The 25,279-nt window shown below is 70.6% G+C and carries 21 protein-coding genes and 1 riboswitch; of the genes, 15 read left to right on the forward strand and 6 right to left on the reverse strand.

The window, feature by feature from the left end; translation table 11 throughout:
• Positions 1-38 precede the first annotated feature (38 nt).
• From D3218_RS14475 to D3218_RS14490, 4 genes are all read left to right on the forward strand, one after another.
• Positions 39-1,073 carry a LacI family DNA-binding transcriptional regulator gene (locus D3218_RS14475; RefSeq protein ID WP_136625109.1) on the forward strand — a complete coding sequence of 345 codons (1,035 nt, stop codon included), beginning with the start codon at positions 39-41 and terminating at the stop codon, positions 1,071-1,073.
• 77 nt (positions 1,074-1,150) lie between these two features.
• Positions 1,151-1,921 carry an SDR family NAD(P)-dependent oxidoreductase gene (locus tag D3218_RS14480; protein ID WP_119540800.1) on the forward strand — a complete coding sequence of 257 codons (771 nt, stop codon included), beginning with the start codon at positions 1,151-1,153 and terminating at the stop codon, positions 1,919-1,921.
• Positions 1,922-1,970: 49 nt separating this feature from the next.
• A complete protein-coding gene (locus tag D3218_RS14485; RefSeq protein ID WP_119540801.1) occupies positions 1,971-2,867 on the forward strand; it encodes a sugar phosphate isomerase/epimerase family protein in 897 nt (298 codons plus the stop codon).
• A 184-nt stretch (positions 2,868-3,051) separates the two neighbouring features.
• Entirely contained in the window at positions 3,052-4,389 is a 1,338-nt protein-coding gene (locus D3218_RS14490) for an ABC transporter substrate-binding protein (RefSeq protein ID WP_119540802.1), read from the forward strand.
• 82 nt (positions 4,390-4,471) lie between these two features.
• Here the strand turns inward: D3218_RS14490 and crcB are convergent, their stop codons facing one another.
• Complete coding sequence (gene crcB, locus D3218_RS14495) at positions 4,472-4,903, reverse strand: fluoride efflux transporter CrcB (protein ID WP_119540803.1); 432 nt, start codon at positions 4,901-4,903, stop codon at positions 4,472-4,474.
• 56 nt (positions 4,904-4,959) lie between these two features.
• Positions 4,960-5,024, reverse strand: a riboswitch (Fluoride riboswitch).
• 279 nt (positions 5,025-5,303) lie between these two features.
• Here crcB and D3218_RS14505 point away from each other — a divergent pair.
• Together D3218_RS14505 and D3218_RS14515 are read left to right on the forward strand one after the other, a co-directional pair.
• Positions 5,304-6,944, forward strand: a complete 1,641-nt coding sequence (locus D3218_RS14505) for a dihydroxyacetone kinase subunit DhaK (RefSeq protein WP_119540805.1) — start codon at positions 5,304-5,306, stop codon at positions 6,942-6,944.
• A 903-nt stretch (positions 6,945-7,847) separates the two neighbouring features.
• The gene (locus D3218_RS14515) at positions 7,848-8,006 is read left to right on the forward strand and encodes a LuxR C-terminal-related transcriptional regulator (protein WP_425359313.1); all 159 of its coding nucleotides are present in this window, start codon (positions 7,848-7,850) and stop codon (positions 8,004-8,006) included.
• Between the two features lie 57 nt (positions 8,007-8,063).
• Here D3218_RS14515 and iolB read toward each other — a convergent pair whose 3' ends face one another.
• The 4 genes from iolB to D3218_RS14535 all read right to left on the reverse strand — a co-directional run bounded on the left by iolB (position 8,064) and on the right by D3218_RS14535 (position 12,749).
• Positions 8,064-8,870: a 5-deoxy-glucuronate isomerase gene (gene iolB / locus D3218_RS14520; RefSeq protein ID WP_119540808.1), complete on the reverse strand. Its 807-nt coding sequence runs from the start codon at positions 8,868-8,870 to the stop codon at positions 8,064-8,066.
• Between the two features lie 14 nt (positions 8,871-8,884).
• Positions 8,885-9,769, reverse strand: a complete 885-nt coding sequence (gene iolE, locus D3218_RS14525) for a myo-inosose-2 dehydratase (protein WP_119540809.1) — start codon at positions 9,767-9,769, stop codon at positions 8,885-8,887.
• A 32-nt stretch (positions 9,770-9,801) separates the two neighbouring features.
• Entirely contained in the window at positions 9,802-11,709 is a 1,908-nt protein-coding gene (locus D3218_RS14530) for a bifunctional 5-dehydro-2-deoxygluconokinase/5-dehydro-2-deoxyphosphogluconate aldolase (RefSeq protein WP_119540810.1), read from the reverse strand.
• Positions 11,710-11,873: 164 nt separating this feature from the next.
• Positions 11,874-12,749, reverse strand: coding sequence for a MurR/RpiR family transcriptional regulator (locus tag D3218_RS14535; protein WP_119540811.1), 876 nt, complete (start codon positions 12,747-12,749; stop codon positions 11,874-11,876).
• A gap of 197 nt (positions 12,750-12,946) precedes the next feature.
• Here D3218_RS14535 and D3218_RS14540 point away from each other — a divergent pair, with 197 nt between their 5' ends.
• The 9 genes from D3218_RS14540 to D3218_RS14580 all read left to right on the forward strand — a co-directional run bounded on the left by D3218_RS14540 (position 12,947) and on the right by D3218_RS14580 (position 23,545).
• A complete protein-coding gene (locus D3218_RS14540) occupies positions 12,947-13,768 on the forward strand; it encodes a TIM barrel protein (RefSeq protein WP_342635118.1) in 822 nt (273 codons plus the stop codon).
• An 83-nt stretch (positions 13,769-13,851) separates the two neighbouring features.
• Positions 13,852-14,772, forward strand: coding sequence for a sugar ABC transporter substrate-binding protein (locus D3218_RS14545; protein ID WP_119540813.1), 921 nt, complete (start codon positions 13,852-13,854; stop codon positions 14,770-14,772).
• 64 nt (positions 14,773-14,836) lie between these two features.
• A complete protein-coding gene (locus D3218_RS14550) occupies positions 14,837-15,778 on the forward strand; it encodes a sugar ABC transporter substrate-binding protein (protein ID WP_119540814.1) in 942 nt (313 codons plus the stop codon).
• Positions 15,779-15,834: 56 nt separating this feature from the next.
• Complete coding sequence (locus tag D3218_RS14555) at positions 15,835-17,385, forward strand: sugar ABC transporter ATP-binding protein (protein WP_119540815.1); 1,551 nt, start codon at positions 15,835-15,837, stop codon at positions 17,383-17,385.
• A gap of 84 nt (positions 17,386-17,469) precedes the next feature.
• Positions 17,470-18,513: an ABC transporter permease gene (locus tag D3218_RS14560; RefSeq protein ID WP_119540816.1), complete on the forward strand. Its 1,044-nt coding sequence runs from the start codon at positions 17,470-17,472 to the stop codon at positions 18,511-18,513.
• A gap of 22 nt (positions 18,514-18,535) precedes the next feature.
• Positions 18,536-19,672, forward strand: coding sequence for a Gfo/Idh/MocA family protein (locus D3218_RS14565; protein ID WP_425359311.1), 1,137 nt, complete (start codon positions 18,536-18,538; stop codon positions 19,670-19,672).
• Between the two features lie 43 nt (positions 19,673-19,715).
• Positions 19,716-20,726 (forward strand): Gfo/Idh/MocA family protein, encoded by a 1,011-nt coding sequence (locus D3218_RS14570; RefSeq protein WP_119540817.1) that lies wholly within the window; start codon positions 19,716-19,718, stop codon positions 20,724-20,726.
• Positions 20,727-20,766: 40 nt separating this feature from the next.
• Complete coding sequence (gene iolD / locus D3218_RS14575; RefSeq protein WP_119540818.1) at positions 20,767-22,620, forward strand: 3D-(3,5/4)-trihydroxycyclohexane-1,2-dione acylhydrolase (decyclizing); 1,854 nt, start codon at positions 20,767-20,769, stop codon at positions 22,618-22,620.
• Positions 22,621-22,642: 22 nt separating this feature from the next.
• Positions 22,643-23,545 carry a sugar phosphate isomerase/epimerase family protein gene (locus D3218_RS14580; protein ID WP_119540819.1) on the forward strand — a complete coding sequence of 301 codons (903 nt, stop codon included), beginning with the start codon at positions 22,643-22,645 and terminating at the stop codon, positions 23,543-23,545.
• A gap of 42 nt (positions 23,546-23,587) precedes the next feature.
• Here the strand turns inward: D3218_RS14580 and D3218_RS14585 are convergent, their stop codons facing one another.
• Complete coding sequence (locus D3218_RS14585; protein WP_119540820.1) at positions 23,588-25,240, reverse strand: thiourocanate hydratase; 1,653 nt, start codon at positions 25,238-25,240, stop codon at positions 23,588-23,590.
• Between the last annotated feature and the right edge of the window lie 39 nt (positions 25,241-25,279).

Genomic DNA, 25,279 nt, shown 5'->3' on the forward strand with positions numbered 1-25,279 from the left:
CGTTTTTCAGAAAAAACGTTTTACGGGAGCGGGCGAGGGTGAGGAAGCCGGTCGTCTCCATCAAGGACGTCGCGAGCCTCGCCGGTGTTTCCATCGGCACGGTGTCCAACGTCCTGACCGGCAAGCGCGCGGTGAAGGCCGAGCTTCAGGTTCGCGTTCGCGGTGCCGTGGCCGAGCTCGGCTACGAGCCGGATCGCTCCGCCTCGCGGCTGCGGGGCGGGCGGGGCCGGGTGGTGGCGGTGATGGTCCCCGATCTCACCAACCCGTTCTTCGCCTCGCTGGTCGCCGCGCTGGAAGCCGCGGTCCGCGGCGACGGCTACGACATCATCGTCGGCACCTCCAACGGCGGTCCCGCCGAGGAGGCGGCCCGGCTCGCGACCCTTCTGGCGTGGCGGCCTGGCGGGCTGGTCGTTGTGCCCTGCGACGACGCCTTCGCCTCCGCAGCCGTGATCCGGCGGAGCGGGGTGCCCTTCGTCGTCGCCGACCGCGTGGCGGACGGGATCGACGCCGACCAGGTGACGGTCGACAACCGGGCGGCCGGGGCGGCGAGCGCGGAGCACGTTCTGGGGCTCGGGCATCGCGATGTCGTGGTGGCGGCCTCGACCATGGCCCTGCGCAACATTCGGGAGCGCTACGCCGGGATCGAGGGCGCGTTCCTGTCGCGCGGCCTGCCGGCGCCCCGGCATATCGAGGTCGGGCTGGACCTCGAAACCGCCACGGACCGCCTCGACGCCTTCGTGCGCGACGAGTGCCGGACGAGCGCCTTCATCGCGCTCACGAATTTCGGCACTCTCGGGGTCCTGTCGACCTTGCGCCGGCGCGGGCTGCGGGTGCCCGACGACGTGTCGGTGATCGGCTTCGACGACTACGCCTGGATGCGGGCGGTCTCGCCTCCGCTTTCGGCCGTGCGCCAGCCGGTGGAGGCGATGGGCCAGGCGGCCTGGGCGCGGCTGCGCGCGCGCATCGACGGGGCGGACGGGCCCTTCGAGCGCGTGAGACTGGAATGCGAATTCGTCCCGCGCGCCTCCACGGCGGCGTTCGGGAAGCCGCTCGGGTGCGAGCGGGCGGCTTGAGGCCGCGTCGGGCCGGGCCAGGATCGCCCGGCATCGGGGAGCGTGCGCAGGCCGAAGGGAGATAGGGGAGGTCGCCGATGTACATGGAGAAGCTGCGTCTGGACGGGCGTCTGGCCGTCGTCACCGGCGGAGGGCGGGGCATCGGCCTTGCGATCGCCGAGGCGCTCGGCGAGGCGGGGGCCCGGCTGGTGCTCCTGGACCGCGACCCGGCCGTGCTGGAAGAGGGGCGCGACGCGCTGCGGGCGAAGGGCCTCGAGGCCGCGGTCCGCGTGCTCGACGTGACCGACTCCGCCGCCACCAACGAAGCGGCGGAGGCCGTCGCCCGCGACGAAGGGGCGGTCGACATCCTGGTCGCCAACGCCGGCATCGGCCGCCCGTCGGCCGCCGCCGAGGACGTCTCGGACGAGGACTGGCTGGCGGTGCACGACGTCAACCTGAACGGCGTGTTCTGGTGCAACCGCGCGTTCGGCCGCGCGATGCTCGCCAAGGGGTCGGGCTCGATCGTCAATCTCGGCTCGATGTCCGGCCTGATCGTCAACCGGCCGCAGGGCCAGGCGCACTACAACTCCTCCAAAGCGGCGGTGCATCACCTCACGCGCTCGCTCGCCGCCGAATGGGCCGGGCGCGGCGTGCGCGTCAACGCCGTGGCGCCGACCTACATCGAGACCCCGCTGATCGCCCATGCCGAGGCGCTCGGCTGGGCCGACGCGTGGCGGCGCGACACGCCGATGGGCCGCTTCGGCCAACCGCACGAGGTGGCGAGCGTCGTCCAGTTCCTGGCGTCCGACGCCGCGAGCCTGGTGACGGGGACCGTCGTCAGCGTGGACGCGGGGTTCACGTGCTGGTGACCCGCGCCGCCCCTTCCGTTTCCCGAAGCCCGATCCAAGGAACGCAAAGATGAACAAGCTCGGTGTCCACGCCCTCGTATGGGAAGCCGGCTGGAGCCACGAGGAATGCGCCCGCGCCATCGGCAAGACCGCCGAGGTCGGCTACGACTTCATCGAGGCGCCGGCGCTCGATCCGAGCCTGATCGACGTCGACGTGACGCGCCGCGAACTGGAGAAGGCCGGCATCGGCATCGCCTTCTCGCTCGGCCTCGACTTCGACAGCGACATCTCGTCGGGCGACGCGCAGAAGCGCGCCCGCGGCAAGCAGAAGCTGGAGGACGCGATCCGGGTGTGCCGCGATTGCGGCGGCACCGAGATCGGCGGCATCCTGTATTCGGCCTTCGGCAAGTACTACGAGCCGCCGACGCGCGAGGGCATCCGGCAGTCGGCCGAGACGCTCTCGGAGGTCGCCGAGATCGCCGCCCGCAGCAACATCACGCTCTGCCTGGAAGTGGTGAACCGCTACGAGACCAACATCTGCAACACGGCCGCGCAGGGCGTGGAGATGGCGAAGCTGGTGGGCGCGCCCAACGTCAAGGTGCATCTCGACGTCTACCACATGAACATCGAGGAATCCGACATCGGGCAGGCGATCGTCGATGCCGGGCCCCATATCGGCTACTTCCACACCGGCGACTCGCACCGCGGCTACATGGGCTCCGGCTCGGTCGACCTGACGGCGGTGTTCCGCGCGCTGGCGCGGGCGAAGTACCAGGGTCCGATCACCTTCGAGAGCTTCTCCTCGCGCGTCGTCGGCCAGCCGCTGGAGGGCATCCTGGGCGTGTGGCGCAACCTCTGGGAGGACAGCCACGACCTCGCCTCGCACGCGCTGATGTACACGAAGGCCATGCTGAAATCCGCGCAGGAGGCCGAACGGCAGGCCGCCGAGCGCAGCCGGCTGCCCTGACGCGAAGGCACGAGACGCCGCGAGGCTCGGCTGCCCTCAGCCGGGGCGCCCGCGGCGGAGGAGAGGCCTCCGGACGGAGGCACGGGCGCTCCGGCGCCTCGATCTGCAAGACTTCTGCCGCAGGACAAGGGCGTCGGGGCGCGCGCGGGCAGAAGGCGGAACGGCCCCATGGGAGGAAAGCGAGATGACAACGCGTAACGCAACACGGGGCCCGCTGCTCGCCATCGGCGCGGCCTGCCTTCTGGCGGGCGTCGGCGGCGCGCAGGCGCAGCAGACGACGCTGACCATCGGCACGGTCAACAACCAGGACATGATCCGCATGCAGCGGCTCACGCCCGAGTTCGAGAAGGCCAATCCCGACATCAAGGTGACCTGGGTGACGCTGGAGGAGAACATCCTGCGCCAGCGCATCACCACCGACATCGCCACCAAGGGCGGCCAGTTCGACATCATGACGATCGGCAACTACGAGGTTCCGATCTGGTCGCAGAAGGAGTGGCTGGCCCCGCTCGAGAACCTCGGCGCGGACTACGACGTCGACGATCTCCTGCCGCCGATCCGCAACGCCCTGTCCACGGACGGCAAGCTCTACGCGGCGCCCTTCTACGGCGAGAGCGTGTTCACGATCTACCGCAAGGACCTGATGGAGAAGGCCGGGCTGACGATGCCCGAGCAGCCGACCTTCGACTTCCTGATGGAGGCGGCCGCCAAGCTCAACGACCCCTCGACCGGCGTCTACGGCATCTGCCTGCGCGGCAAGCCGGGCTGGGGCGAGAACATGGCCTTCATCGGCGACCTCGCCCGCTCCTACGGCGGCAACTACTTCGACGCGAACTGGAAGCCGCAGTTCGATTCCGACGCCTGGAAGACGGCGGTCGGGAACTACGTCAAGGTGATGCAGGCCTACGGACCGCCGGGCGCGGCCGGCAACGGCTTCACCGAGAACCTCGCCCTGTTCGCCCAGGGCAAGTGCGGCCTGTGGGTCGACGCGACGGCCAACGGCTCGTTCGTGGCCAACCCGAAGGAGAGCACGGTGGCTGACAAGGTCGGCTTCACCCAGGCGCCCTGCGGCATCGAGAACTGCCCGAACGGCGGCGCCAACTGGCTCTGGTCCTGGTCGCTCGCCATCCCGGCCTCCTCGCAGAAGAAGGACGCGGCGGAGAAGTTCATCGCCTGGGCCACCGACAAGAAGTACCAGGAGCTCGTCGCCAGCCGCGACGGCTGGAGCAACGTTCCGCCGGGCTCTCGGACCTCGCTCTACCAGAACGAGAAGTACATGAGCACGACGCCGTTCGCGGCCGAGACGCTGCGCGCGATCAACGCCGCCGATCCCTCCAAGGGCCCGGACAAGCCCTATGTCGGGCTCCAGTTCGCCGCGATCCCGGAGTTCGCGGGCATCGGCACCGCGGTCGGTCAGTTGATCGCCTCGGCCCTGGCGGGCACCACCAGCGTGGACCAGGCCCTGTCGGCGGCGCAGGCCCAGGCCACCCGCGACATGACGCGCGCCGGCTACATCAAGTAGCGGCCCCGGCTCCCCGGCCGCGGGCCGGGGAGCCAACCGCGCCCGCCGGAGGGCGGCGCGGCCCGAACCGGGGGCGCCTGCCTCAGGCGTCCTCCTCGATATCGATCTGCGCGATCTGATGCGCCCCGTCGTTGAGGCGGGAGGCCACCAGATGGCCGACCGCCACGGCGGCCACGCACAGGACCACCGACAGCGCGACGTTGAGCGCCGCACGCGGCAGCGCGCCCGCGCGCATGAGATCCAGCGTCTGGAGGCTGAAAGACGAGAAGGTGGTGAAGCCGCCGCAGACACCGATCATCACGAACAGGCGCAGGTTCTCGGAGGCGGGAAAGCGCCCGGAGGCGAGGGTGAGGGTTCCGAACAGCCCGATCGCGAACGAACCCGCCATGTTGATGAGGATCGTGCCCCAGGGCAGGTCGCGGCTGATCGGAAGGGAGACGAGCGACAGCGCGTAGCGCAGCAGCGTGCCGAGCGCACCGCCCATCATCACGATCGCGCAGCTTGTGAGGGACATGGAGACTCCTATCGATGGGGTTGGCGCCCGCCGGAGATCGCCCCGGACGCACCGTCGTGCCGATAGGAGTCATCAGCCCGCGAACGGGCGGTTTCGGGGGAACCCCATCCCCATCTCCCGGCATTCTAAGGCGATCCGCCGCGCCTGCAAGGCGCCGGACGGATCGAAATCGGAAAGGGCTCGGGCCCGCCGCGGGGTCGGATGAAGCCGCATGGCGCGGTGCGTGCGATGAATGCGGCGACGAGGTCCGCGCCCTCGTCTTCCCTCGTGAGCGACACCCTTGTCGGCCCAGCCGCCCCGCACACGTCCCCTGTCGTGGGCGACCGCTTGACGACCCGCCGGAAGCGTCGCTTGCATTTCGACGCCGACAGGCTGCGCGCGGCATAAGGATATCGATCGAATGGCACAGTTCATCAACAAGCGTACGGACGTGGTGACCGAGGCGCTGGACGGCCTGATCGCCGCGAGCGGCGGGGCGCTCGCCCGCCTCGACGGCTATCCGCACATCCGCGTGGTCCACCGGGCGGATTGGGACCGCTCCAAGGTCGCCCTGGTGTCGGGCGGCGGCTCCGGCCACGAGCCGGCCCATGCCGGCTTCGTCGGACCGGGCATGCTGACCGCCGCCGTGTGCGGCGACGTCTTCGCCTCGCCCGGCGTCGACGCGGTGCTGGCCGGAATTCTGGCGGTGACGGGCCGGGCAGGGTGCCTCCTGACCGTCAAGAACTACACGGGCGACCGCCTCAACTTCGGCCTCGCGGCCGAGCGGGCGCGCGCCTTCGGCCTCGACGTCGAGATGGTGATCGTCGGCGACGACGTCGCCCTGCCGGACCTGCCCCAGGCGCGCGGCCTCGCCGGAACGCTGCTGGTGCACAAGATCGCGGGCGCGCTGGCCGAGGCGGGCTCGACGCTGGAGGTCGTGGCCCGCACCGCCCGCCGCGTGGCCGCCACCGCCAAGAGCATCGGCATGTCGCTCGACACGTGCACGGTGCCCGGTTCGCCCAAGGAGGACCGCGTGCCGGCGGGCATGGCCGAGCTGGGGCTCGGCATCCACGGCGAGGCCGGGGTCGAGCAGATCCGCTTCTCGGACGCGCGCTCGGCGGTGGAGACCGCCGCCGGAAAGCTGGCCGCGGTGATGGGGGAGGGGCCGCATGTCGCGCTTCTCAACAATCTCGGCGGAACCTCCATGCTGGAGATGTCGATCCTGGCGCACGACCTGCGCGCCTGCGCGATCGGCGAGCGCCTCACGCATCTGGTCGGTCCGGCCTCGCTGATGACCTCGCTCGACATGCATGGCTTCTCGCTCACCGTGTTTCCGGCCGAGACCGCCGATCTCGATGCGCTGGCGGCCCCGGTGCCCATGCCGGCCTGGCCGGGCCTGTCGGCTCTCGGACCGGTGGCGGTGCAGCCCCTGCCGGACGGGCTGACGCCGCAGACGCCCGCTCCTTCCCATGACGAGGCCACCCGGGGCTTCGTGCTGGGCTGCTGCCGGGCGTTGATCGCGATGGAGGCCGATCTCAACGCGCTGGACGCCAAGTCCGGCGACGGCGACACCGGATCGACGCTCGCCAACGCGGCACGCGCGCTGGCGGAGGCGGTGGACCGGCTGCCGCTGGCCGACCCCGCGCAACTCCTGCGTGCCATCGGCCTGGAGCTCGGCCAGACCGTGGGCGGCTCCTCCGGCGTGCTCCTGGCGATCCTGTTCGCGGCGGCGGGCGATGCGGCCTCCGGCGGCCTGCCGATGCGCGAGGCGCTGCAGGCGGGCCTGGCGCGCATGCAGGAGGTCGGCGGGGCGCGCCTCGGCGACCGCACGATGGTGGACGCGCTCGCGCCCGCCCTCGAAGCGCTGGCGCACGGCCTGCGGCCGGCGGCCGAGGCGGCGCGCGCCGGCGCCGACCACACGGCGACGCTGCGGCGCGCCAAGGCCGGACGCGCGGCCTATCTGAACGAGACGCAGCTCGCGGGGCATGTCGATCCCGGCGCCGAGGCCGTGGCGCGGCTGTTCGAACACGTCGCGGCCACGGCACGCACGGCCGAGGCCTGATCTGGAGTCGCCTAGCAAGGCGGGGGCGACCGGCGGCCGCTACCGCATCGCCCGCCAGAGCCGCGAGACCTGGCCGGGGCCGGTCCGATAGCCGCTGCGTGGTCTGTGAGCGCACGTTCGAGCCGGAGGACATGGCCTCGCCCCACCTGTTCGGGGGCGATCTCTTACCTGTGCTGCTCGATCGAGGCACGGTGCCGCGAGATGTGCAGGACCGCGAGCGGGGTGCTTCGGCAGGGGGTGGGCTCGCTGCGGCGAAGGGCCTGGCGGAGATCGCCGGCCTGTTCCGGCTCCAGGTCGAAGGCGCGGGCATCGGCGTCTCGTTCCACGCCGACGGCGCGCTGCCGGACCCTGTGCGCGGCGACGAGACGCGGCTGCGGCAGGTGCTCATCAACCTCCTGCCCGACGCGGTGAAGTTCACCAAACCGAACGTCCGTGGACCTCACCGTGCGCTACCGCAGCCAGGTCGCGGAATTCCACGTCAGCGACACGGGGCCCTGGCATGGCCGCCGAGGACCTGGAGCGCGTCTTCGAGCCGTTCGAGCCGTTCGAGCGGGCGAACACGGGCAGCCCACGGCGTGCTTGACACGAACGGAACGGACGGAACGGACCCTCTGAGCCTGGGCGCCGACGGCGGGATCCGCTGGGCGACGCCGCAGGCGCGGCGGCTCCTGGACGAATCGACCGTCGCGGAGCGGCTGCCCGAGGTCTCGGCGCTGGCCCGCGCCTCGCGCGAGGGACAGGCGGCGCGTCGCGCAGTGGACCTCGGCGGCCTGCGCTTCGCCACGCCGGCGCAGCTCTCCTCGGGCGACGTCCTGCCGCGCGTCTCGCAGGCCGCCGAGGGCGGCGTGCGTTCGCGGGCAGTCTTCCAGGATCGGCACGGGCTGACCCGCGCGCGAGACCGAGATCGTGACTTGGCCGATGCGCGGCAAGTCCAACCGGGACATCGCCGACATCCTCGGCCTCGGCCACCGGACGATCGAGAAGAACCGGGAGACCGTCTTCCGCAAGCTCGGTGTGGAGAGCCGCACCGCCGCCGCCGCGCTCGCCATGCGCGAGGCCTGACGGGCACGGGCGCGCGGGAGCATCCCCCGCGCGTGTCACGGGCGGGGCGGGACGGGGTCAGGCGTCGCCGGTCTTCAGCAGCCACTCGTGCTCGGGGGCGTTGTGGAACGTCCACTGCCGCTTCGGGCCCGCCATGACGTTGAGATAGTAGAGGTCGTAGCCGTGGATCGTGGCGCAGGGGTGATAGCCCTTGGGCACCAGCGTGACGTCCCCGTCCTCCACCGCCATCGCCTCGTCCAGCGAGCGGTCGTCCGTGTAGACCCGCTGGAAGGCGAAGCCCTGCGGCGGGTTCAGGCGGTGGTAGTAGGTCTCCTCGAGGAAGGTCTGCCGCGGCAGGTCGTCCTCGTCGTGGCGGTGGGGCGGGTAGCTCGACGTGTTGCCGGCCGGGGTGACGACCTCCACCACCAGGAGCCCGTCGGCGTCCGCCGTCTCGGGCAGGATGTTGACGACGTGGCGCACGTTGGAGCCCTTGCCGCGCACCTCCTGCGTCATGTCCGCCTCGGCGATCAGCCGGGGCGGGCGAGCGCCCGGTCGGCCTGGCGCGGTGCACACGGCGAGCTCGACCTCGCTTTCCGCCGTCGCGCTCCACTCCATGCCGGCGGGCACGTAGACGGAGCTCGGCTTGCCGTCGAAGGGCGACATGCGCCGACCCACCGTGCCGAAATCCTCGCTGCCGGCGCGGATCGAGGCCTTGCCGGACACCAGCACCAGGCAGGCCTCCCGGTCGGCCTCGCCGCCCGAGACGCTTTCGCCGGGCTTCAGCCGGTGCAGCGCGAAGCCGACATAGGTCCAGCCGGCGCTGGCGGGCGTGACGTCGACGACCTTGCCGGCCGCGCCCGCGGGCTTGACGAGGAGCTTGGACACAGGGGAGGCCTCCTTCAGCGATTCAGACCGGCGTCCGCGACGAAGCGGACGAGGTTCTCGTGGCCGAGCTTCACATAGGTCGCGGGATGGGCCTTGTCCGGGTCCTGTTCGGCCTCGATCACGATCCAGCCGGAATAGTCCGGCAGTTCCCGGAGCACGCGGACGTAGTCCACCGATCCGTCGCCCGGCACGGTGTAGACGCCGGCCAGCACGGAGGTGAGGAAGCTCCAGTTCTCGGCCGTCGCCCGGCGCGCGATGTCGGGGCGCACGTCCTTGGCGTGGAAATGGACGATGCGGTCGCGATAGCGGCGCGCGAGGTCGGCCGGGTCGGCGCCGGCCCAGGTCGCGTGGCCGGTGTCGAGAAGCAGCGTGAAGGCCTCTCCCGTGCCCGCCATCATCCGGTCGATCTCCTCGCCGGTCTGCACCACCGTGCCCATGTGATGGTGGTAGGCGATGCGCAGCCCCTCCGCCCGCAGAAGCTCGGCGAAGCGCGTGAGGCGCGGCAGGAAGGTCTCCCACTCCTCGTCGGTCAGCACCGGGCGTTCGCCGAGCGGGACGGCCTCGTCGGGATGCACGGTGCCGGTGCACTCGCAGACGATGAAGATGTCGGTGCCCGCGCCCTTGACCAGGGCGATATGCTCCCGGGCCGCCTCGAACTCGGCCTCCGCGTCGCGCTCCAGGAGGAAGGTCGAGTACCAGCCGCCCACGAAGCCCATGCCGTATTCGGCGAGCTTGGCGCGCAGCGCGTCCGGCTCCCGCGGGAACTTGTGGCCGAGCTCCATGCCCTGGATGCCGATCGAGCTCGCCTCGGACAGGCACTGCTCGAGGCTGATGTGGCCGCCGATGTCCTGGCGGTCGTCGTTGGTCCAGCAGATCGGGTTCGCGCCGATGCGGATCATTCCATTCCTCCCGATGAAGTCAGTCTGTGGGGTCAGGCGGCGACCGCCCGGCCCGCGTCCTTCCAGGCCGCGACCAGGGTGCCGAAGCGCCGCGCCATGTCGGCGACCGCGGCCTCGTCGTCGATCTCGTTGTTCAGCCAGCGCCGGGCGGCGTCGGCGAAGATGGTGCGGCCGACCGCGAAACCCTTGACCATGGGAACGCCGGACACGGCCCGGAAGGCGTCGACGAGCTCGGCCTCCGGCGCATCGAGGCCGAGCAGCACGATGCCGCGGCAGTAGGGATCGTTCTGGGCGATCGCCGCCTCGATCCGCGACCAGGCCGCGACGTTGCGCTGCGGCTCGAGCTTCCACCAGTCCGGCCGGATGCCGAGATCGTAGAGACGGCGCACCACGCTGGCGACCGTGTCCTCGCCGAGTGCCCCGTGCTTGCCGGCGATGATCTCCACCAGATACTCGCGGCCCACCGTGCGCGCCGCGTCGGCCAGGCGCAGGAGTTCGCGCTCCTGTCGCGCCCGCAGCTCGGCCGGATCGTCCGGATGGTAGAAGCACAGGCATTTGACGACCTGATCCACCGGCCATTCCACGAGGTGGCTGCCGAGATCGGGCATGTGGTCGAAGTCGAGCGGCCGCGAACCGGGCTGCTCCACCGGCCGTCCGATCCAGAAGCCCTTGGCGCTGGCGCGGTAGAGCGCCTTCTGGCCGTAGATCCCGTCGAGCAGCATGCCGAATCCGGGCTCGTCGCCCGCCACGCGCGCCGCCGCCTCCACGGTCAGGACCTTGAAGTCCTCGATGCGCTCGCGCGGGGCGCCCGCGGCGTCGGCCATCTCCTCGATCTGCATCCGATGGTCGCAGGCGAGCGCCATCAGCCGCTCGGGGCCGGGCCGGCGCGTGGTCGCCCAGTGGACGTGGTTCAGCTCCTCGTCCTTGCGCAGGCGGCGCTTGATCGTGTCCTTGGCCAGGAAGGCGTCGAGCTCGGCCACCGTCGGATATTCCGGCGAGCACAGGAGGCGCGACACGGCGAAGGCGCCGCAGGCGTTGGCCATGGTCGCCGATTCGGCATGGCTGCGGCCGCGCAGCCAACCGGCGAGCAGCCCGGACATGAACGCGTCGCCCGCGCCCAGTACGTTGAACACCTCGATCGGGAAGCCCCGCCCGGCGATGCCGTCGTCGAGGCTGGCGATCGGCCCGTCGAAGATGATGCAGCCCATGGCGCCGCGCTTGAGCACCAGCGTCGCGTCGGACACCGCACGGATCGCCTTCAGCGCCTCCAGCGGATCGCCGACGCCGCCGGCGATCATCATCTCCTCCTCCGTGCCCACCACGAGGTCGCAGTCCGGCAGGATCGTCTGGAGCTTGGCGGACACGGCGTCGGAGGCGACGTAGCGCTCGAAGCCCGCCGCGTGGCCGCCGAGGCCCCACAGGTTGGGCCGGTAGTCGACGTCGAACACCACCTTGCCGCCGTGCGCCTTGGCGAGACGGATCGCCTTGCGCTGGGCGGCCTCGGTGTTGGGCTGGGAGAAGTGCGTGCCGGTCACCACGATCGACGCGGAGGAGGCGATCAGCGCCTCGGACACGTCGTCCTCGCACAGCGCCATGTCGGCGCAGTCCGAGCGGTAGAAGATCATGGGCGAGACGCCCTCGTCCTCGACGGCGAGGAGGACCAGTGCGGTGAGGCGCTCGGGATCCACGGCCACGCCCGACGTCTCGACCCCCTCGCGGGCGAGCTGCTCGCGCACGAAGCCGCCCATCTGCTCGGCGCCGACGCGCGTGAGCAGGGCCGAGCGGAGGCCCAGGCGGGCGGTGCCGATCGCGATGTTGGCGGGGCAGCCGCCGACCGACTTGGCGAAGGAGGCGATGTCCTCCAGCCGCGAACCGATCTGCTGGCCGTAGAGATCCACCGAACAGCGTCCGATGGTGACGACATCGAGCGTCCTGGTCATGTCTCCTCCATTTTGTTGGGTCGCCCGCCCTGTGGAAGGGCTGGTCACGCTGCGGACCGCATCGTCGGCGCGTGGGGCTCGACCTGCCGGAGGTTGAAGCACGATATCCACCAAGCGTCAATATGGAATTCAGGTTCCAATATTGAACAGCTCGATGGCTCGGATCAGCCCGGATCCGTTCCCGTCTCCCCACTTTGTCGGCGGTCGGCGACGCCGAGCGCGATGGTCATCGCCAAAGCCATGCTGGCGGACAGGGAGCGGAACCCCTGGAAGTCCGCCTCCACGACCTCGAACCAGATGCGGGCGTCCGAGCAGAGCGGGCTGAACGGGCTGTCGGTGATCACCACCAGCGGCACGCCCGCCTCGCTGAGCTGGCGGGCATGCGCCACGGTCGCCGAGGCGTAGGGTGTGAAGGAGATGGCGAGCGCGGCGTCGCGCTGCGTGGCGAAGGACACGGTTTCGGAATCGGTGCCGACGGCCGAGCCGATCAGGACGTTGCGGATGCCCAGCTTGCCGAGCGCGTAGCTGAGATAGGAGGTGATCGGAAAGGACCGCCGCTGCGCCACGAGATAGATGGTCTCGGCCCGCGCCAGGAGGGCGGCGGCGGCGTCCACCTGCTCGACGTCGATCCGGTCGTGCAGCGTCGCGATCGAATGGGTGGCGCTCTTGCACAGGCCGTCCAGGAGGACCGCCGTGCGGGACGTGTCGCCGTTGCCCGTGCGCAGCGACAGGAGGCGCTCGTCGTAGTTGGTGACCTGCTTGCGCAGACGCTCCCGGAACACCGCCTGCAGGTCGGTGAAGCCGGTGAACCCGAGCGCCTGGCCGAAGCGGATCAGGGCAGAGGGCTGGACGCCGGCGTCCTCGGCGATGCGGGCCACCGTGCCGAGCGCGATCTCGTCGGGATGGGCGAGCGCGAAGGCGGCGACCTGCTTCAGCCGCTTGGGCAGGCGCACCGAGCCCCCGGCCAGGCGCTCGCGCAGTTCGGCGAAGGTGGCCGGCGGCTCGCCGGGCGTGTCGGCCCTTTCTTCGGACAAAGGCATGCGTGCGACCTCATCGTGATTGCCCGAACGGCCCGAAGGCCGTTCGCGCCGCAGCACACTACGCGATCGTAGCCGGCTTGACACCCGAGCAAATAATGGAATAGCAATTCTCTTGCGCTGAAAAAGCGTCTAACAATTTCATTACGGGTGGCGGATCGGGGGCAGGGTGCCCGGGTCCGGGAGGATGGTGAAGCGTGGTGGATTTCGCTCTGAATCACATGGCGACCCCCAGCCTGCCGCTGGAGGAGTTCCTGCGGGCGGCTGGCGAGCTCGGCGTCGAGGCGGTGGAGCTGCGCAACGACCTGCCGGGCATCGCCCTGGCGGACGGCGCGCCGACCGCCGAGGTGCGCGCGGCGGTCTCCAGGAGCGGCATGCGCGTCCTGTCGATCAACGCGCTGCAGCGGTTCAACGAGTGGACGCCCGAGCGCGAGGCCGAGGCCCGCGCGCTGGCGCGGCAGGCCGCCGAGGTCGGGGCCGAGGCGCTGGTCCTGTGCCCGGTCAACGAGGAAGGCTGGCGCGCCGAGGGCAGCCGGCGTCACGAATCGCTGGTGGAGGCGCTGCGGGGCCTGTCGCCGATCCTGCGCGAGGCCGGGCTGATCGGCCTGGTGGAGCCGCTGGGCTTTGCCGAGTGCTCGCTGCGCCGCAAGGCCGACGCGGTGGCGGCGATCGACGAGGCGGGCGCGGCCGACCGGTTCAAGCTGGTGCACGACACGTTCCACCATGTTGTCGCGGGCGAGCGGGAGATCTTCCCGGCGCGCACGGGTCTCGTGCATATTTCGGGCGTCGAGGACGGCGCCGTCCCGGTGGACGCGATGCGCGACCCCCACCGGGTGCTGGTCGGGCCGGGTGACCGTCTCGACAACACCGGGCAGATGCGCGCCCTCGTCGAGGGCGGCTATCGGGGCGCCTTCTCGTTCGAGCCCTTCGCCCGCGAGGTCGCCGAGAGCGACGATCCGGTCCGCGACCTGCGGGCCAGCATGACGCACGTCGCGTCGGCCCTGGAGGGGGCCGACGCCTAGAGGGCATGCCGGCCGCCGGCCGGAGGGAATCGGGAGGCGTCCGCAGCCGCGGCCGCCCTTGGCAACGGGAGGAATGACCTGACATGAAACGCGTTCTCTTGACGCTCGCCGCGACCGTCGCGCTGACCGGATCGGCCCTGGCCGCCAATGTCGGCGTCTCCATGGCGCTGTTCGACGACAACTTCCTGACCGTGCTGCGCAACGGCATGCAGGACACGGCCAAGGAGAAGGGCGTCGACCTCCAGGTGGAGGACGCCACCAACGACATCGGCAAGCAGCTCAACCAGATCCAGAACTTCATCGCGCAGGGCGTCGACGGGATCATCGTCAACCCGGTGGACACCGACGCCACCCCGCAGATGACGAAGCTCGCCGCCGACGCGGGCATCCCGCTGGTCTACGTCAACCGCCTGCCGGCCGACATCGAGAACCTGCCCGAGAAGGTCGGCTTCGTCGGATCCGACGAGAAGGAGTCCGGCACGCTTCAGATGCAGGAGGTCTGCAAGCTGATGAACGGCCAGGGCGAGATCGTCATCATGATGGGCGAGCTCTCCAACCAGGCGGCGCGCCAGCGCACGCAGGACATCGACGACGTGATCGCCAAGGAGCCCTGCAACGGGATCACGGTCCTGCAGCGCCAGACCGCGAACTGGAGCCGCACCCAGGCGACCGACCTGATGACCAACTGGATCTCGGCCGGCCTGAAGCCCGCCGCGGTCGTGTCCAACAACGACGAGATGGCGATCGGCGCGATCCAGGCCCTGAAGGCCTCCGGCGTCGGCGACGTGATCGTGGCCGGCATCGACGGCACCCAGGACGCGCTCGCCTCCATGCGGGCGGGCGACCTCAAGGTCACCGTGTTCCAGAACGCGGCTGGCCAGGGCTCGGGCGCCATCGACACGATCATGAAGATGATCGACGGCGGCTCGATCGAGAAGGTGACCTACGTCCCCTTCGAGCTCGTGACGCCCGACAACATGGCCGAGTACGAAACCCGCAACTGACGTGTCTCGGTGGGGCGCCGCTCCGGCGGCGCCCCACCTCATCATCCGAAGCGGGATCCGCCCCATGAACAAACCCTTCGCGCGCGCCGCGCTCGCCGCCGGCCTCCTTGCCCTGACCGCCCAGACCGCGATGGCCGAGACCATCGGCGTGTCGATGGCGCGGGCCGATTCGGTGTTCCTCACCATCCTGCGCCAGGGCATGGAAGGCCGGGCCGCCGAGACGGAAGGCGTCACCCTCCAGGTGGAGGACGCCCAGAACGATCCGCAGCGCCAGCTCGACCAGGTCCGCAACCTCATCGCCGCCGGCGTCGACGCGCTGATCGTGGCCGCCGTCGATGGAGACGGCACGCCCGCCATGACGCGGGCGGCCGAGGAGGCGGGCATTCCGATCGTCTACGCCGTGCATCCGCCGGCCGATCTCGACACGCTGCCCGAGGGCAGCGCCTTCGTGGGGTCCGACGAGAAGCAGTCGGGCACGATGCAGACCGAGGAGGTCTGCCGCCTGCTCGGCGGCAACGGCGCCGCCTACGTCCTGATGGGGCCCCTCAACAACCACGCCTCGATGGTCCGCACGCAGGACATCGAGGACGTCCTCGCCACGCCGGCCTGCTCCGGCATCCGGATCGTCGATCGGCAGGTCGCCAACTGGGACCGGATCGAGGCGCAGAACGTGATGACCAACTGGCTGTCGTCCTCGGCCGAGTTCGACGCGGTGATCGCCAACAACGACGAGATGGCGATCGGCGCGATCCAGGCCCTGAAGGCCGTGGGCCGCGACGCGGGAAGCGTCGTGATCGCCGGCATCGACGCCACGCCCGACGGGCTCGCGGCGATGAAGGCGGGCGACCTCGACGTCACCGTGTTCCAGAACGCCACGGCGCAAGGGGCGGCATCGGTGGATGCGGCGCTCGGCCTGACGCGCGGCGAAGCGGTCGACCGGCGCATCTGGGTGCCGTTCGAGCTGGTGACGCCGAAGACCATGCAGGACTACGCCAAGAGCAACTGATGACGCGCGCGTCCGGCCGGGAGGTGGCCGTTCGCCGATCGTCCGGGAGGCACGGGATGTCGAACCAGCCAATCAGCCCGAGAACCATGAAGGCCGTGCGCCAAAGCGGCGCGGTGCCGGGCGCGGAATATCTTCTCGACGTGAGCGGCGTGCGCAAGGTGTTTCCGGGCGTCGTCGCGCTCGACGACGTCCAGTTCCGCGTCCGGCGCGGCACGGTGCACGCGCTGATGGGCGAGAACGGGGCCGGCAAGTCGACGCTGATGAAGATCATCGCCGGCGTCTACACGCCGGACGGCGGCGAGTTCCGCCTCCGCGGCCAGCCAATCCGTCTCAAGGGGCCGCTCGACGCGCTGGAGAACGGCATCGCCATGATCCATCAGGAGCTCAACCTGATGCCGTTCATGACGGTGGCCGAGAACATCTGGATCCGCCGCGAGCCGATGACCCGGCTCGGCTTCGTGGACCACGCCGAGCTGCGCCGGCGCACGGAGAAGCTGTTCGCGCAGCTCTCCATCGACATCGACCCGGAGGTCGAGACGCAGACGCTCTCGATCGCCTCGCGCCAGATGGTGGAGATCGCCAAGGCGGTGTCCTACGATTCCGACGTCCTGATCATGGACGAGCCGACCTCCGCGCTCACCGACCGCGAGGTGGAGCACCTGTTCCGCATCGTCCGGCAGCTGCGCGACGAGGGGAAGGGCATCGTCTACATCACGCACAAGATGGACGAGCTCGCGCAGATCGCCGACGAGGTCTCGATCTTCCGCGACGGCAAGTACATCGGCACGGAGGACGCCAAGACCGTCACCCGCGACGACATCATCCGCATGATGGTGGGCCGCGAGGTCACCCAGATGTTCCCGAAGGAGGAGCCGAAGATCGGCGAGGTCGTCATGTCCGTGCGCGGCCTCTCGCTCGGCCGCGTCTTCCAGGACGTGTCGTTCGACCTGCGCGCCGGCGAGATCCTGGGGCTTGCCGGCCTCGTCGGCTCGGGCCGCTCCAACATCGCCGAGACGCTGTTCGGCGTGACGCCCGCGACCTCGGGCACCATCTCGCTGTTCGGCCAGGAGGTTCGGATCGCCAACCCCGCCGTGGCGATGCGCCACGGGATGGCCTTCCTCACCGAGGACCGCAAGGACACGGGCTGCTTCCTGCCGCTCTCGATCACCGAGAACATGCAGATGGCGGTGCTCCAGGACCGCTACACGGCCGGCGGCTTCGTGCGCCAGGCCGAGGTGGACCGGCGCTGCGACGAGATGGCCAAGACCATGCGCGTCAAGACGCCGGACCTCGACGAGCGCATCGAGAACCTGTCGGGCGGCAACCAGCAGAAGGTGCTGATCGGCCGCTGGCTGCTCACCAACCCGAAGATCCTGATCCTGGACGAGCCGACGCGCGGCATCGACGTGGGCGCCAAGGCCGAGATCCACCGCCTCGTGTCGCAGCTCGCGGGGCAGGGGCTCGCCGTGATCATGATCTCGTCCGAGCTGCCCGAGGTCCTGGGCATGAGCGACCGCGTGATGGTCGTCCACGCCGGGCGCGTCACGGGCATCCTCGATCGCGCCGAAGCCACGCAGGAGCGCGTGATGGACCTCGCCTCCGCCTGAGGCGGGCGAAAACGAACAAGGGTCGCCGAGCCCGGCCGGGAGGACCGACGGCGCGACGGCAGACCCCGAACCGGGAGTGAACCCATGACCCTCGACGAAGCGACGCATGGCGGCGTGCCGCCCGCCCCGGCCGTGGACAAGCCGGCGCGGCGCCGACGCAAGCTGCCGACCGAGATCTCCATCCTCCTCGTGCTGGTCGGCATCGCGCTGATCTTCGAGCTGCTCGGCTGGATCCTGATCGGCCAGAGCTTCCTGGGCAACCAGCAGCGCCTGATCGTGATGATCCTGCAGGTGTCGGTGATCGGCATCATCGCGGTGGGCGTCACGCAGGCCATCATCACCGGCGGCATCGACCTGTCCTCCGGTTCCGTGGTGGCGCTGACGGCGATGGTGGCGGCGAGCCTCGCGCAGAACCCCGACTTCGCCCGGGCCGTGTACCCCTCGCTCACCGGCCTCCCGGTGATCGTGCCGGTGGCGGCGGGTCTCCTGGTGGGCCTGGCGGCTGGCGTCGTGAACGGCGCGCTGATCGCCTATACCGGCATCCCGCCCTTCATCGCCACGCTCGGCATGATGGTGGCCGCGCGCGGCGCCGCCAAGTGGTACACCGGCGGCCAGCCGGTCTCCATGCTGTCCGACAGCTACGCCGCGATCGGCGCGGGCGCGACGCCCGTCCTGATCTTCCTCGCGGTGGCGGCGGTGTTCCACATCGCCCTGCGCTACACCCGCTACGGCAAGTTCACCTACGCGATCGGCGCCAACCGGCAGGCGGCCGTCGTCTCGGGCATCAACGTCAACCGGCACCTCGTCGTGGTCTACGCCATCGCCGGCACGCTGGCGGGCCTGGCCGGCATCGTGACCTCGGCGCGCGCCGTGTCCGGCCAGGCCGGCATGGGCGTGTCCTACGAGCTCGACGCGATCGCGGCCGTGGTGATCGGCGGTACCTCGCTGGTGGGCGGCGTCGGGCGCATCACCGGCACGGTGATCGGCGTGGTGATCCTCGGCGTGATGACCTCGGGCTTCACCTTCCTGCGCATCGACGCCTACTACCAGGAGATCGTGAAGGGCGCCGTGATCGTGGCCGCCGTGGTGGTCGACCAGTACCGCCAGCGCAAGCGGGCCCGGGCCTGAGCGCGGCGGACGGACGAGCGGCATGACGGCGGGCGGCACCATGGCATCGGACACGATCGGCATCGGGCTGGTGGGCACCGGCTTCATGGGGAAGTGCCACGCGCTCGCCTGGAACGCGGTGGCCGCCACCTTCGGCGAGACGCGGCGACCGCGCCTCGTCCACCTCGCCGAGGCGCGCGGCGACCTCGCCGCGGAGCGGGCCGAGGCCTTCGGCTTCGCGCGCTGGACGGACGACTGGCGCGCGCTCGTCGCCGATCCCGAGGTGGAGGTCGTCTCGATCGCCGCGCCGAACCCGTTCCACGCCGACATGGCGCGCGCGGCCCTCGAGGCGGGCAAGCACGTCTGGTGCGAGAAGCCGATGGCGACGACGCGCGAGGACGCGCGCTCGATGCTGGAGGCCTGGCGCCGCTCCGGACGGGTCGCCGCACTCGGCTACAACTACGTCCAGAACCCCGCCCTGCGGCAGATGGAAGAGCTGATCCGGGACGGCGCCGTCGGCACCGTCAACCATGTGCGCCTCGAGATGGACGAGGACTTCATGGCCGACCCGGACGCGCCCTTCGCCTTCAAGAACGGGGCGGAATCGGGCCTTGGGGCGCTGGACGACTTCGCCGTCCACCCGCTGTCGATCCTCTGGCGGCTCGCCGGGCCGGTGGCGAGCGCGATGACGGATCAGGCCAAGCCCTATGCCTCACGCGGCGGCCGAGCGGTGGAGACGCACGAGATCGCCACCTCGCTCCTGCGGCTGCGGAGCGGCGCCTCCGGGCTCCTCACCGCCAACCGGGCGGCCTGGGGCCGCAAGGGGCGGATCGCGGTGCAGGTCTTCGGATCGCGGGGCACGCTGCTCTACGATCAGGAGCGGATGAACGAGTTCCAGCTCTTCACCCGCGAAGGCGACGGGCGCACGCAAGGGTTCCGCACGGTGCTGAGCGCGCCGGCGCACGCGCCCTACGGCGCCTTCGTCCCGGCGCCCGGCCACGGGCTCGGCTTCAACGACCTCAAGGTGATCGAGGCGCACGAGGTCCTGGCCGCCATAGAGGGGCGGCCGGCGCGGATCGTCGACTTCGAGATCGGGTTCGCCATCGAGGAGACGGTCCACGCGATGGCCCGCTCGCACCAACTCGGGCGATGGGTGGACGTCGGTCCATCCGCCGCCTGACCTTTCGCCAAACCGCAACATTCCCACGCACGAAAGACCTTCCATGACTCTCAAGATCGGTGTGATCGGCACGGGCGCGATCGGCCAGGAACATATCGGCCGCCTCCACGGCAAGCTGGTCGGCTCCACGGTGGTCGCCGTCAACGACATCAACCTCGAGAACGCCCGGGTCGTGGCCGAGCGCCTGTGCCCTTCGGCGAGCGTGCACGCGACCGGCCAGGCGCTGATCGATTCGCCCGAGGTCGACGCGGTGGTGGTGACCTCCTGGGGTCCGAGCCACGAGGAGTTCGTGCTGGCCTCCATCGCCGCCGGCAAGCCGGTGTTCTGCGAGAAGCCGCTGGCCACCACCGCCGAGGCCTGCCAGCGGATCGTGGAGGCCGAGATCGCCGCCGGCCGCCAGCTCGTGCAGGTCGGCTTCATGCGCCGCTACGACGCGGGCTACCGCCAGCTCAAGGAGGTGGTCGCCTCGGGCCGGATCGGCGCGCCGCTCCTTCTCCACTGCGCCCACCGCAACCCGAGCGTGCCGGCCCACTACGTCGGCGACATGGGCATCACCGACACGTTCATCCACGAGATCGACGTGCTGCGCTGGCTGGTGGACGACGACTACGTGTCGGCTCAGGTGATCGAGGGCAAGAAGTCGCGCCACGCGCTGAACGACCTCAGCGATCCCTACATGATCGTCCTGAAGACCCGCTCGGGCGTCGTGATCGACACCGAGGTCTTCGTGAACTGCCAGTTCGGCTACGACATCCAGTGCCAGGTCGTGGGCGAGGACGGCACGGCGAGCCTGCCGGAGCCGGCCACCGTGCCCATGCGCCAGGCCTCGCAGGCCGGCCGCGCGCTCCTGATGGACTGGAAGCTGCGCTTCATCGATTCCTACGACGTCGAGCTTCAGGAATGGGTGCAGGCCACCACGGAGGGCAAGGTCACCGGCCCCACGGCCTGGGACGGCTACTTCGCCGCGGTGACCTCGGACGCCTGCGTCGAGGCCAAGCGCACTGGCCAGATCGTGCCGATCACCACTATGGACAAGCCGGACTTCTACCGCTGACCACGGGCGGCGGCGGAACAGGGACGGAGGAGAAGAGACGATGACGGCGAAGACGATCCGGCTGACGGTGTCGCAGGCCCTGGTGCGCTTCATGATGGCGCAGAAGACGGTGGTGGACGGGGAGACCCTGCCCATCTTCGCCGGTTGCTGGGCGATCTTCGGCCACGGCAACGTGGCGGGCATCGGCGAGGCCCTCCACGCGGTGAAGGACGAGTTCCCGACCTACCGCGCCCACAACGAGCAGGGCATGGCGCACGCCGCCATCGCCTTCGCCAAGGCGAGCTTCCGCCGCCGCTTCATGGCCTGCACGACCTCGATCGGGCCGGGCGCGCTCAACCTCGTGACCGCGGCCGGCGTGGCGCACGTGAACCGGCTCCCGGTCCTGTTCCTGCCGGGCGACGTGTTCGCCAACCGCCTGCCGGACCCGGTTCTCCAGCAGGTCGAGGACTTTGGCGACGGCACCGTGTCGGCCTCCGACTGCTTCCGCCCCGTGTCCAGGTATTTCGACCGCATCCAGCGCCCGGAGCAGCTCATCCCGGCGCTCCAGCGCACCATGCAGGTGCTGACCGACCCCGTGGACTGCGGCCCGGTGACGCTTTCGCTCTGCCAGGACGTGCAGGCGGAAGCCTACGACTTTCCCGCCGCCCTGTTCGACGAGAAGGTCTGGACCACGCGCCGACCCCGGCCGGACGAGGACGAGTTGGCGCGCGCCGCCGAGCTGATCCGCGCCGCGCGCAAGCCGGTGATCGTGTCGGGCGGCGGCGTGCTCTATTCGGACGCGACGGCCGAGCTTCTCGCCTTCGCCGAGCGGCACGGCGTTCCCGTGGCCGTGACGCAGGCCGGCAAGTCCTCGGTCGATGAGCGCCACGACCTCGCGCTCGGCGCCATCGGCGTGACCGGCACCAGCGCGGCCAACGCGCTGGCGAGCGACGCGGACCTCGTTCTCGCCGTGGGCACCCGCCTCCAGGACTTCACCACCGGCTCCTGGGCGCTGTTCCGGGCCGAGACGCTCGCCGTGATCGGCCTCAACGTCACGCCCTACGACGCGGTGAAGCACGGCGGCGTGCCGCTGGTGGCGGATGCCAAGGTCGGCCTGGGTCTCCTGTCGGAGGCGCTGGGGGACTGGCGCGCGGCGGGGCAGGCGGACCGGGCCAAGGCGGAGCGCGCCCGCTGGTTCGAGGCGGCGGACGAGGCGCTCGCCGCCACCAACGCCGAGCTGCCCTCCGACGCGCAGGTGATCGGCGCCGTGGCGCGCGCGCGGGGCACGCAGGACACGATCGTGGTCTGCGCGGCCGGCGGCCTCCCGGGCGAACTGGAGAAGCTCTGGGCGCCGACCCGGCCGGGCGGCTACCACATGGAATACGGCTTCTCCTGCATGGGCTACGAGATCGCCGGCGGGCTCGGCGCCAAGATGGCGCAGCCCGACCGCGACGTGATCGTGATGGTGGGCGACGGCTCCTACATGATGCTGAACTCGGAGCTCGCCACCTCCGTCATGCTCGGCCACAAGATCACGGTCGTGCTGCTCGACAACCGGGGCTACGGCTGCATCAACCGGCTGCAGATGGAATGCGGCGGGGCGAACTTCAACAATCTCCTGGAGGACTGCCGCTACGAGGTGTTCCCCGAGATCGACTTCGTCGCCCATGCCCGCGCCATGGGCGCGCAGGCCGAGAAGGTCGCCTCGATCGCCGAACTGGAGGAGGCCCTGGCTCGCACCAAGGCGAACGCCCGGTCCACCGTGATCCTGATCGACACGCATCCGCTGACGGTCACCGAGGCCGGCGGCCACTGGTGGGACGTGGTGGTGCCCGAGACCTCCGAGCGCCCCGAGATCGCCCCGGCGCGCGAGCGCTACGAGACGAACCGCGCCTTCCAGCGCGCCATCAACTGACGACCGGACGGGAATTCATTCCATGAAGATCGCCCTCGACCCGTACATGCACCGCCACCTGCCGCTGACGGACCTCTGCCGCAAGGCGGCCGAGCTCGGCTACGAGTATATCGAGCTCAGCCCGCGCGACGACTTCATCCCGTGGTGGGTGCGCCCGCGCGCCCACAAGGAGCGGATCGCGGAGTTCAAGAAGGCGCTGTCCGACCACGACGTGAAGCTCGCCTCGGTGCTGCCGATGTACCGCTGGGCGAGCCCGCACGAGGACGAGCGGCAGGCGGCCGTCGGCTACTGGAAGGAGGCCATCCGCGCCACCGTCGAGATGGGCTGCGACACGATGAACTCGGAGTTCGGGCGCGGTCCGTCGCCGGACCGTTCGCACCGCTCCAACTGCTGCGGCGGCCATTTCACGCACGAGCACTCCGAGTCCGCCTGGTGGCGCTCGATGGAGGAGCTGGTGCCGGTCTTCGAGAAGGAAGGCGTCACCCTCAACATGGAGCCGCACCCGGAGGACTGGTGCGAGACGCTCCATCCGGCGATCGACATGCTGAAGACGATCGGCTCGCCGAACGTCAAGTTCCTCTACTGCGCGCCGCACACCTTCTACTTCGGCGACGACATGGCCAAGATGATCCGCGAGGCGGGCAACCTGATCGCCCATGTCCACGTCGCCGACACCTACAACCACAAGGCCTCGTCGGGCCTGCGCTACATCGTCAACCCGCCGGGCGCGAAGGTGACGGTCCACCAGCACATGGACATCGGCAACGGCGAGATCGACTGGGACGTGTTCTTCGGCTCGCTGGCGGCGGTCGGCTTCGACGGCATCGTCACGGCCTGCGTCTTCGGCTGGGAGGAGCGCGCCGACGCCTCGGGCCGCTTCATGCGCGAGCGCATCCAGCACTACGTCGACAAGCACTTCGGCTGACCGCGGCCCCCGGCGCCCTTCCGGGCGCCGGGATCGCCCGCTTCAGGGCCGCAGGAGGCCCGCCCGGTCGGCCGCGTCCCGCGCGTCCTCGTAGCCGGCGTCGGCATAGCGCACGATGCCGAGCGAGGTGTCGTTGGTGATCGACCGGTCCAGCCGGTCGGCGGCGGCGGGCGTGCCGTCGGCCACCACCGTGACCCCGGCGCTGGTCATGTAGCCGGCATATCCGCCGCCGCCCGAATGGAGCGCCACGAGATCGGCCTTGGAGGCGCAGAGCACCATGGCGTCGAGGAGCGGCCAGTCGGCGATCGCGTCGGACCCGTCGCGCAGGTTCTCCGTCATGATGTTGGGATGGGCCATCGCGCCGGCGTCGAGATGGTCGCGCGAGAAGGCGACCGGTCCCTTCAACGCGCCGTCGCGCACGAGGTCGTTGACGGCGAGGGCGAGACGCGTGCGCTCGCCGTGGCCGAGCCAGGCGATGCGCGCGGGAAGGCCCTCGAAGGGGACCTGGGCCCGCGCGAGGCGGATCCAGTTGCTGACGATCCGGTTGTCGGGGAACAGCTCCAGAACCAGGTCGTCGATCCGCGCGATGTCGCTCTCCTCGCCCGACAGCGCCATCCAGCGGAACGGCCCTATGCCCTGGCAGAAGAGCGGTCGCAGATAGGCCTCGGTGAACACCGGGATGTCGAAGGCGTCGGCGACGCCCGCCTCGCGGGCCTGGGTGCGGATCAGGTTTCCGTTGTCGAACACCTCCGCGCCCGCGGCCCGGAACTCCAGCATGGCGCGCACCTGGCGGCCGATCGAGGCACGACCCGCCGCCATGAGCTGGCCCTGCCCCTCGACTCGCAGCCGGCGCACGTCGGCGGGGCTCATGCCGCTCGGCACGTAGCCGTAGACGAGGTCGTGCGCCGAGGTCTGGTCGGTGACGATGTCGGGCACGACGCCGCGCGCGGCGATCGCCGGATAGACGTCGGCCGCGTTGCCGACGAGGCCGACCGAGAGGGCGCGGTCCTGCGCCTGGGCCTCTCCGATCAGCTGGAGGGCGGAGTCGAGATCGGGGGCGACCGTGTCGAGGAAGCCGATGGCGCGGCGCGTCTCCACGCGGTCGGGGTCGACGTCCACCACCAGGATCGCCGCGCCGGCCATGCGCCCGGCCAGCGGCTGCGCGCCGCCCATGCCGCCGAGCCCGGCGGTCAGCACGAAGCGCCCGGCGAGCGAGCCGCCGAAGCGCGCCTCCGCGATGCGCATGAAGATCTCGTAGGTGCCCTGGATCACGCCCTGGCTGCCGATGTACTGCCAGGCCCCGGCCGTGAGCCCGCCCCAGCAGATCAGCCCCTTGCGCTCCAGCTCGTAGAACACCTCGGCCCGCGCCCACTGCCCGACGAGGTTGCAGTTCGCCATGATCACGAGCGGGGCCTCGGCATGGGTGCGCAGCAGCGCCACCGGCTTGCCCGACTGGATCACCAGCGTCTGGTCCTCGTCCATCTCGGTCAGCGTGCGCACGATCGCGGCATGGGCGTCCCAGTTGCGCGCGGCCTTGCCGAGCGCGGCGTAGACCACGAGGTTGTCGGGGTCCTCGCCCACCGACAGGACGTTCTCCAGGAGGCGCAGCAGCGCCTCCTGGCGCCAGCCCCGGGCCCGCAGCTCGGGACCGCCCGGAATGGGAAAGCGCGGGTGGCGTGGATTGTCTCGGGGCATGGGCGGCTCGCTCGGGTCGGACGGTCTCGGGGGGTGGCT

It is taken from the genome of Aureimonas flava, from assembly GCF_003583935.1.
GTDB lineage: Bacteria > Pseudomonadota > Alphaproteobacteria > Rhizobiales > Rhizobiaceae > Aureimonas > Aureimonas flava.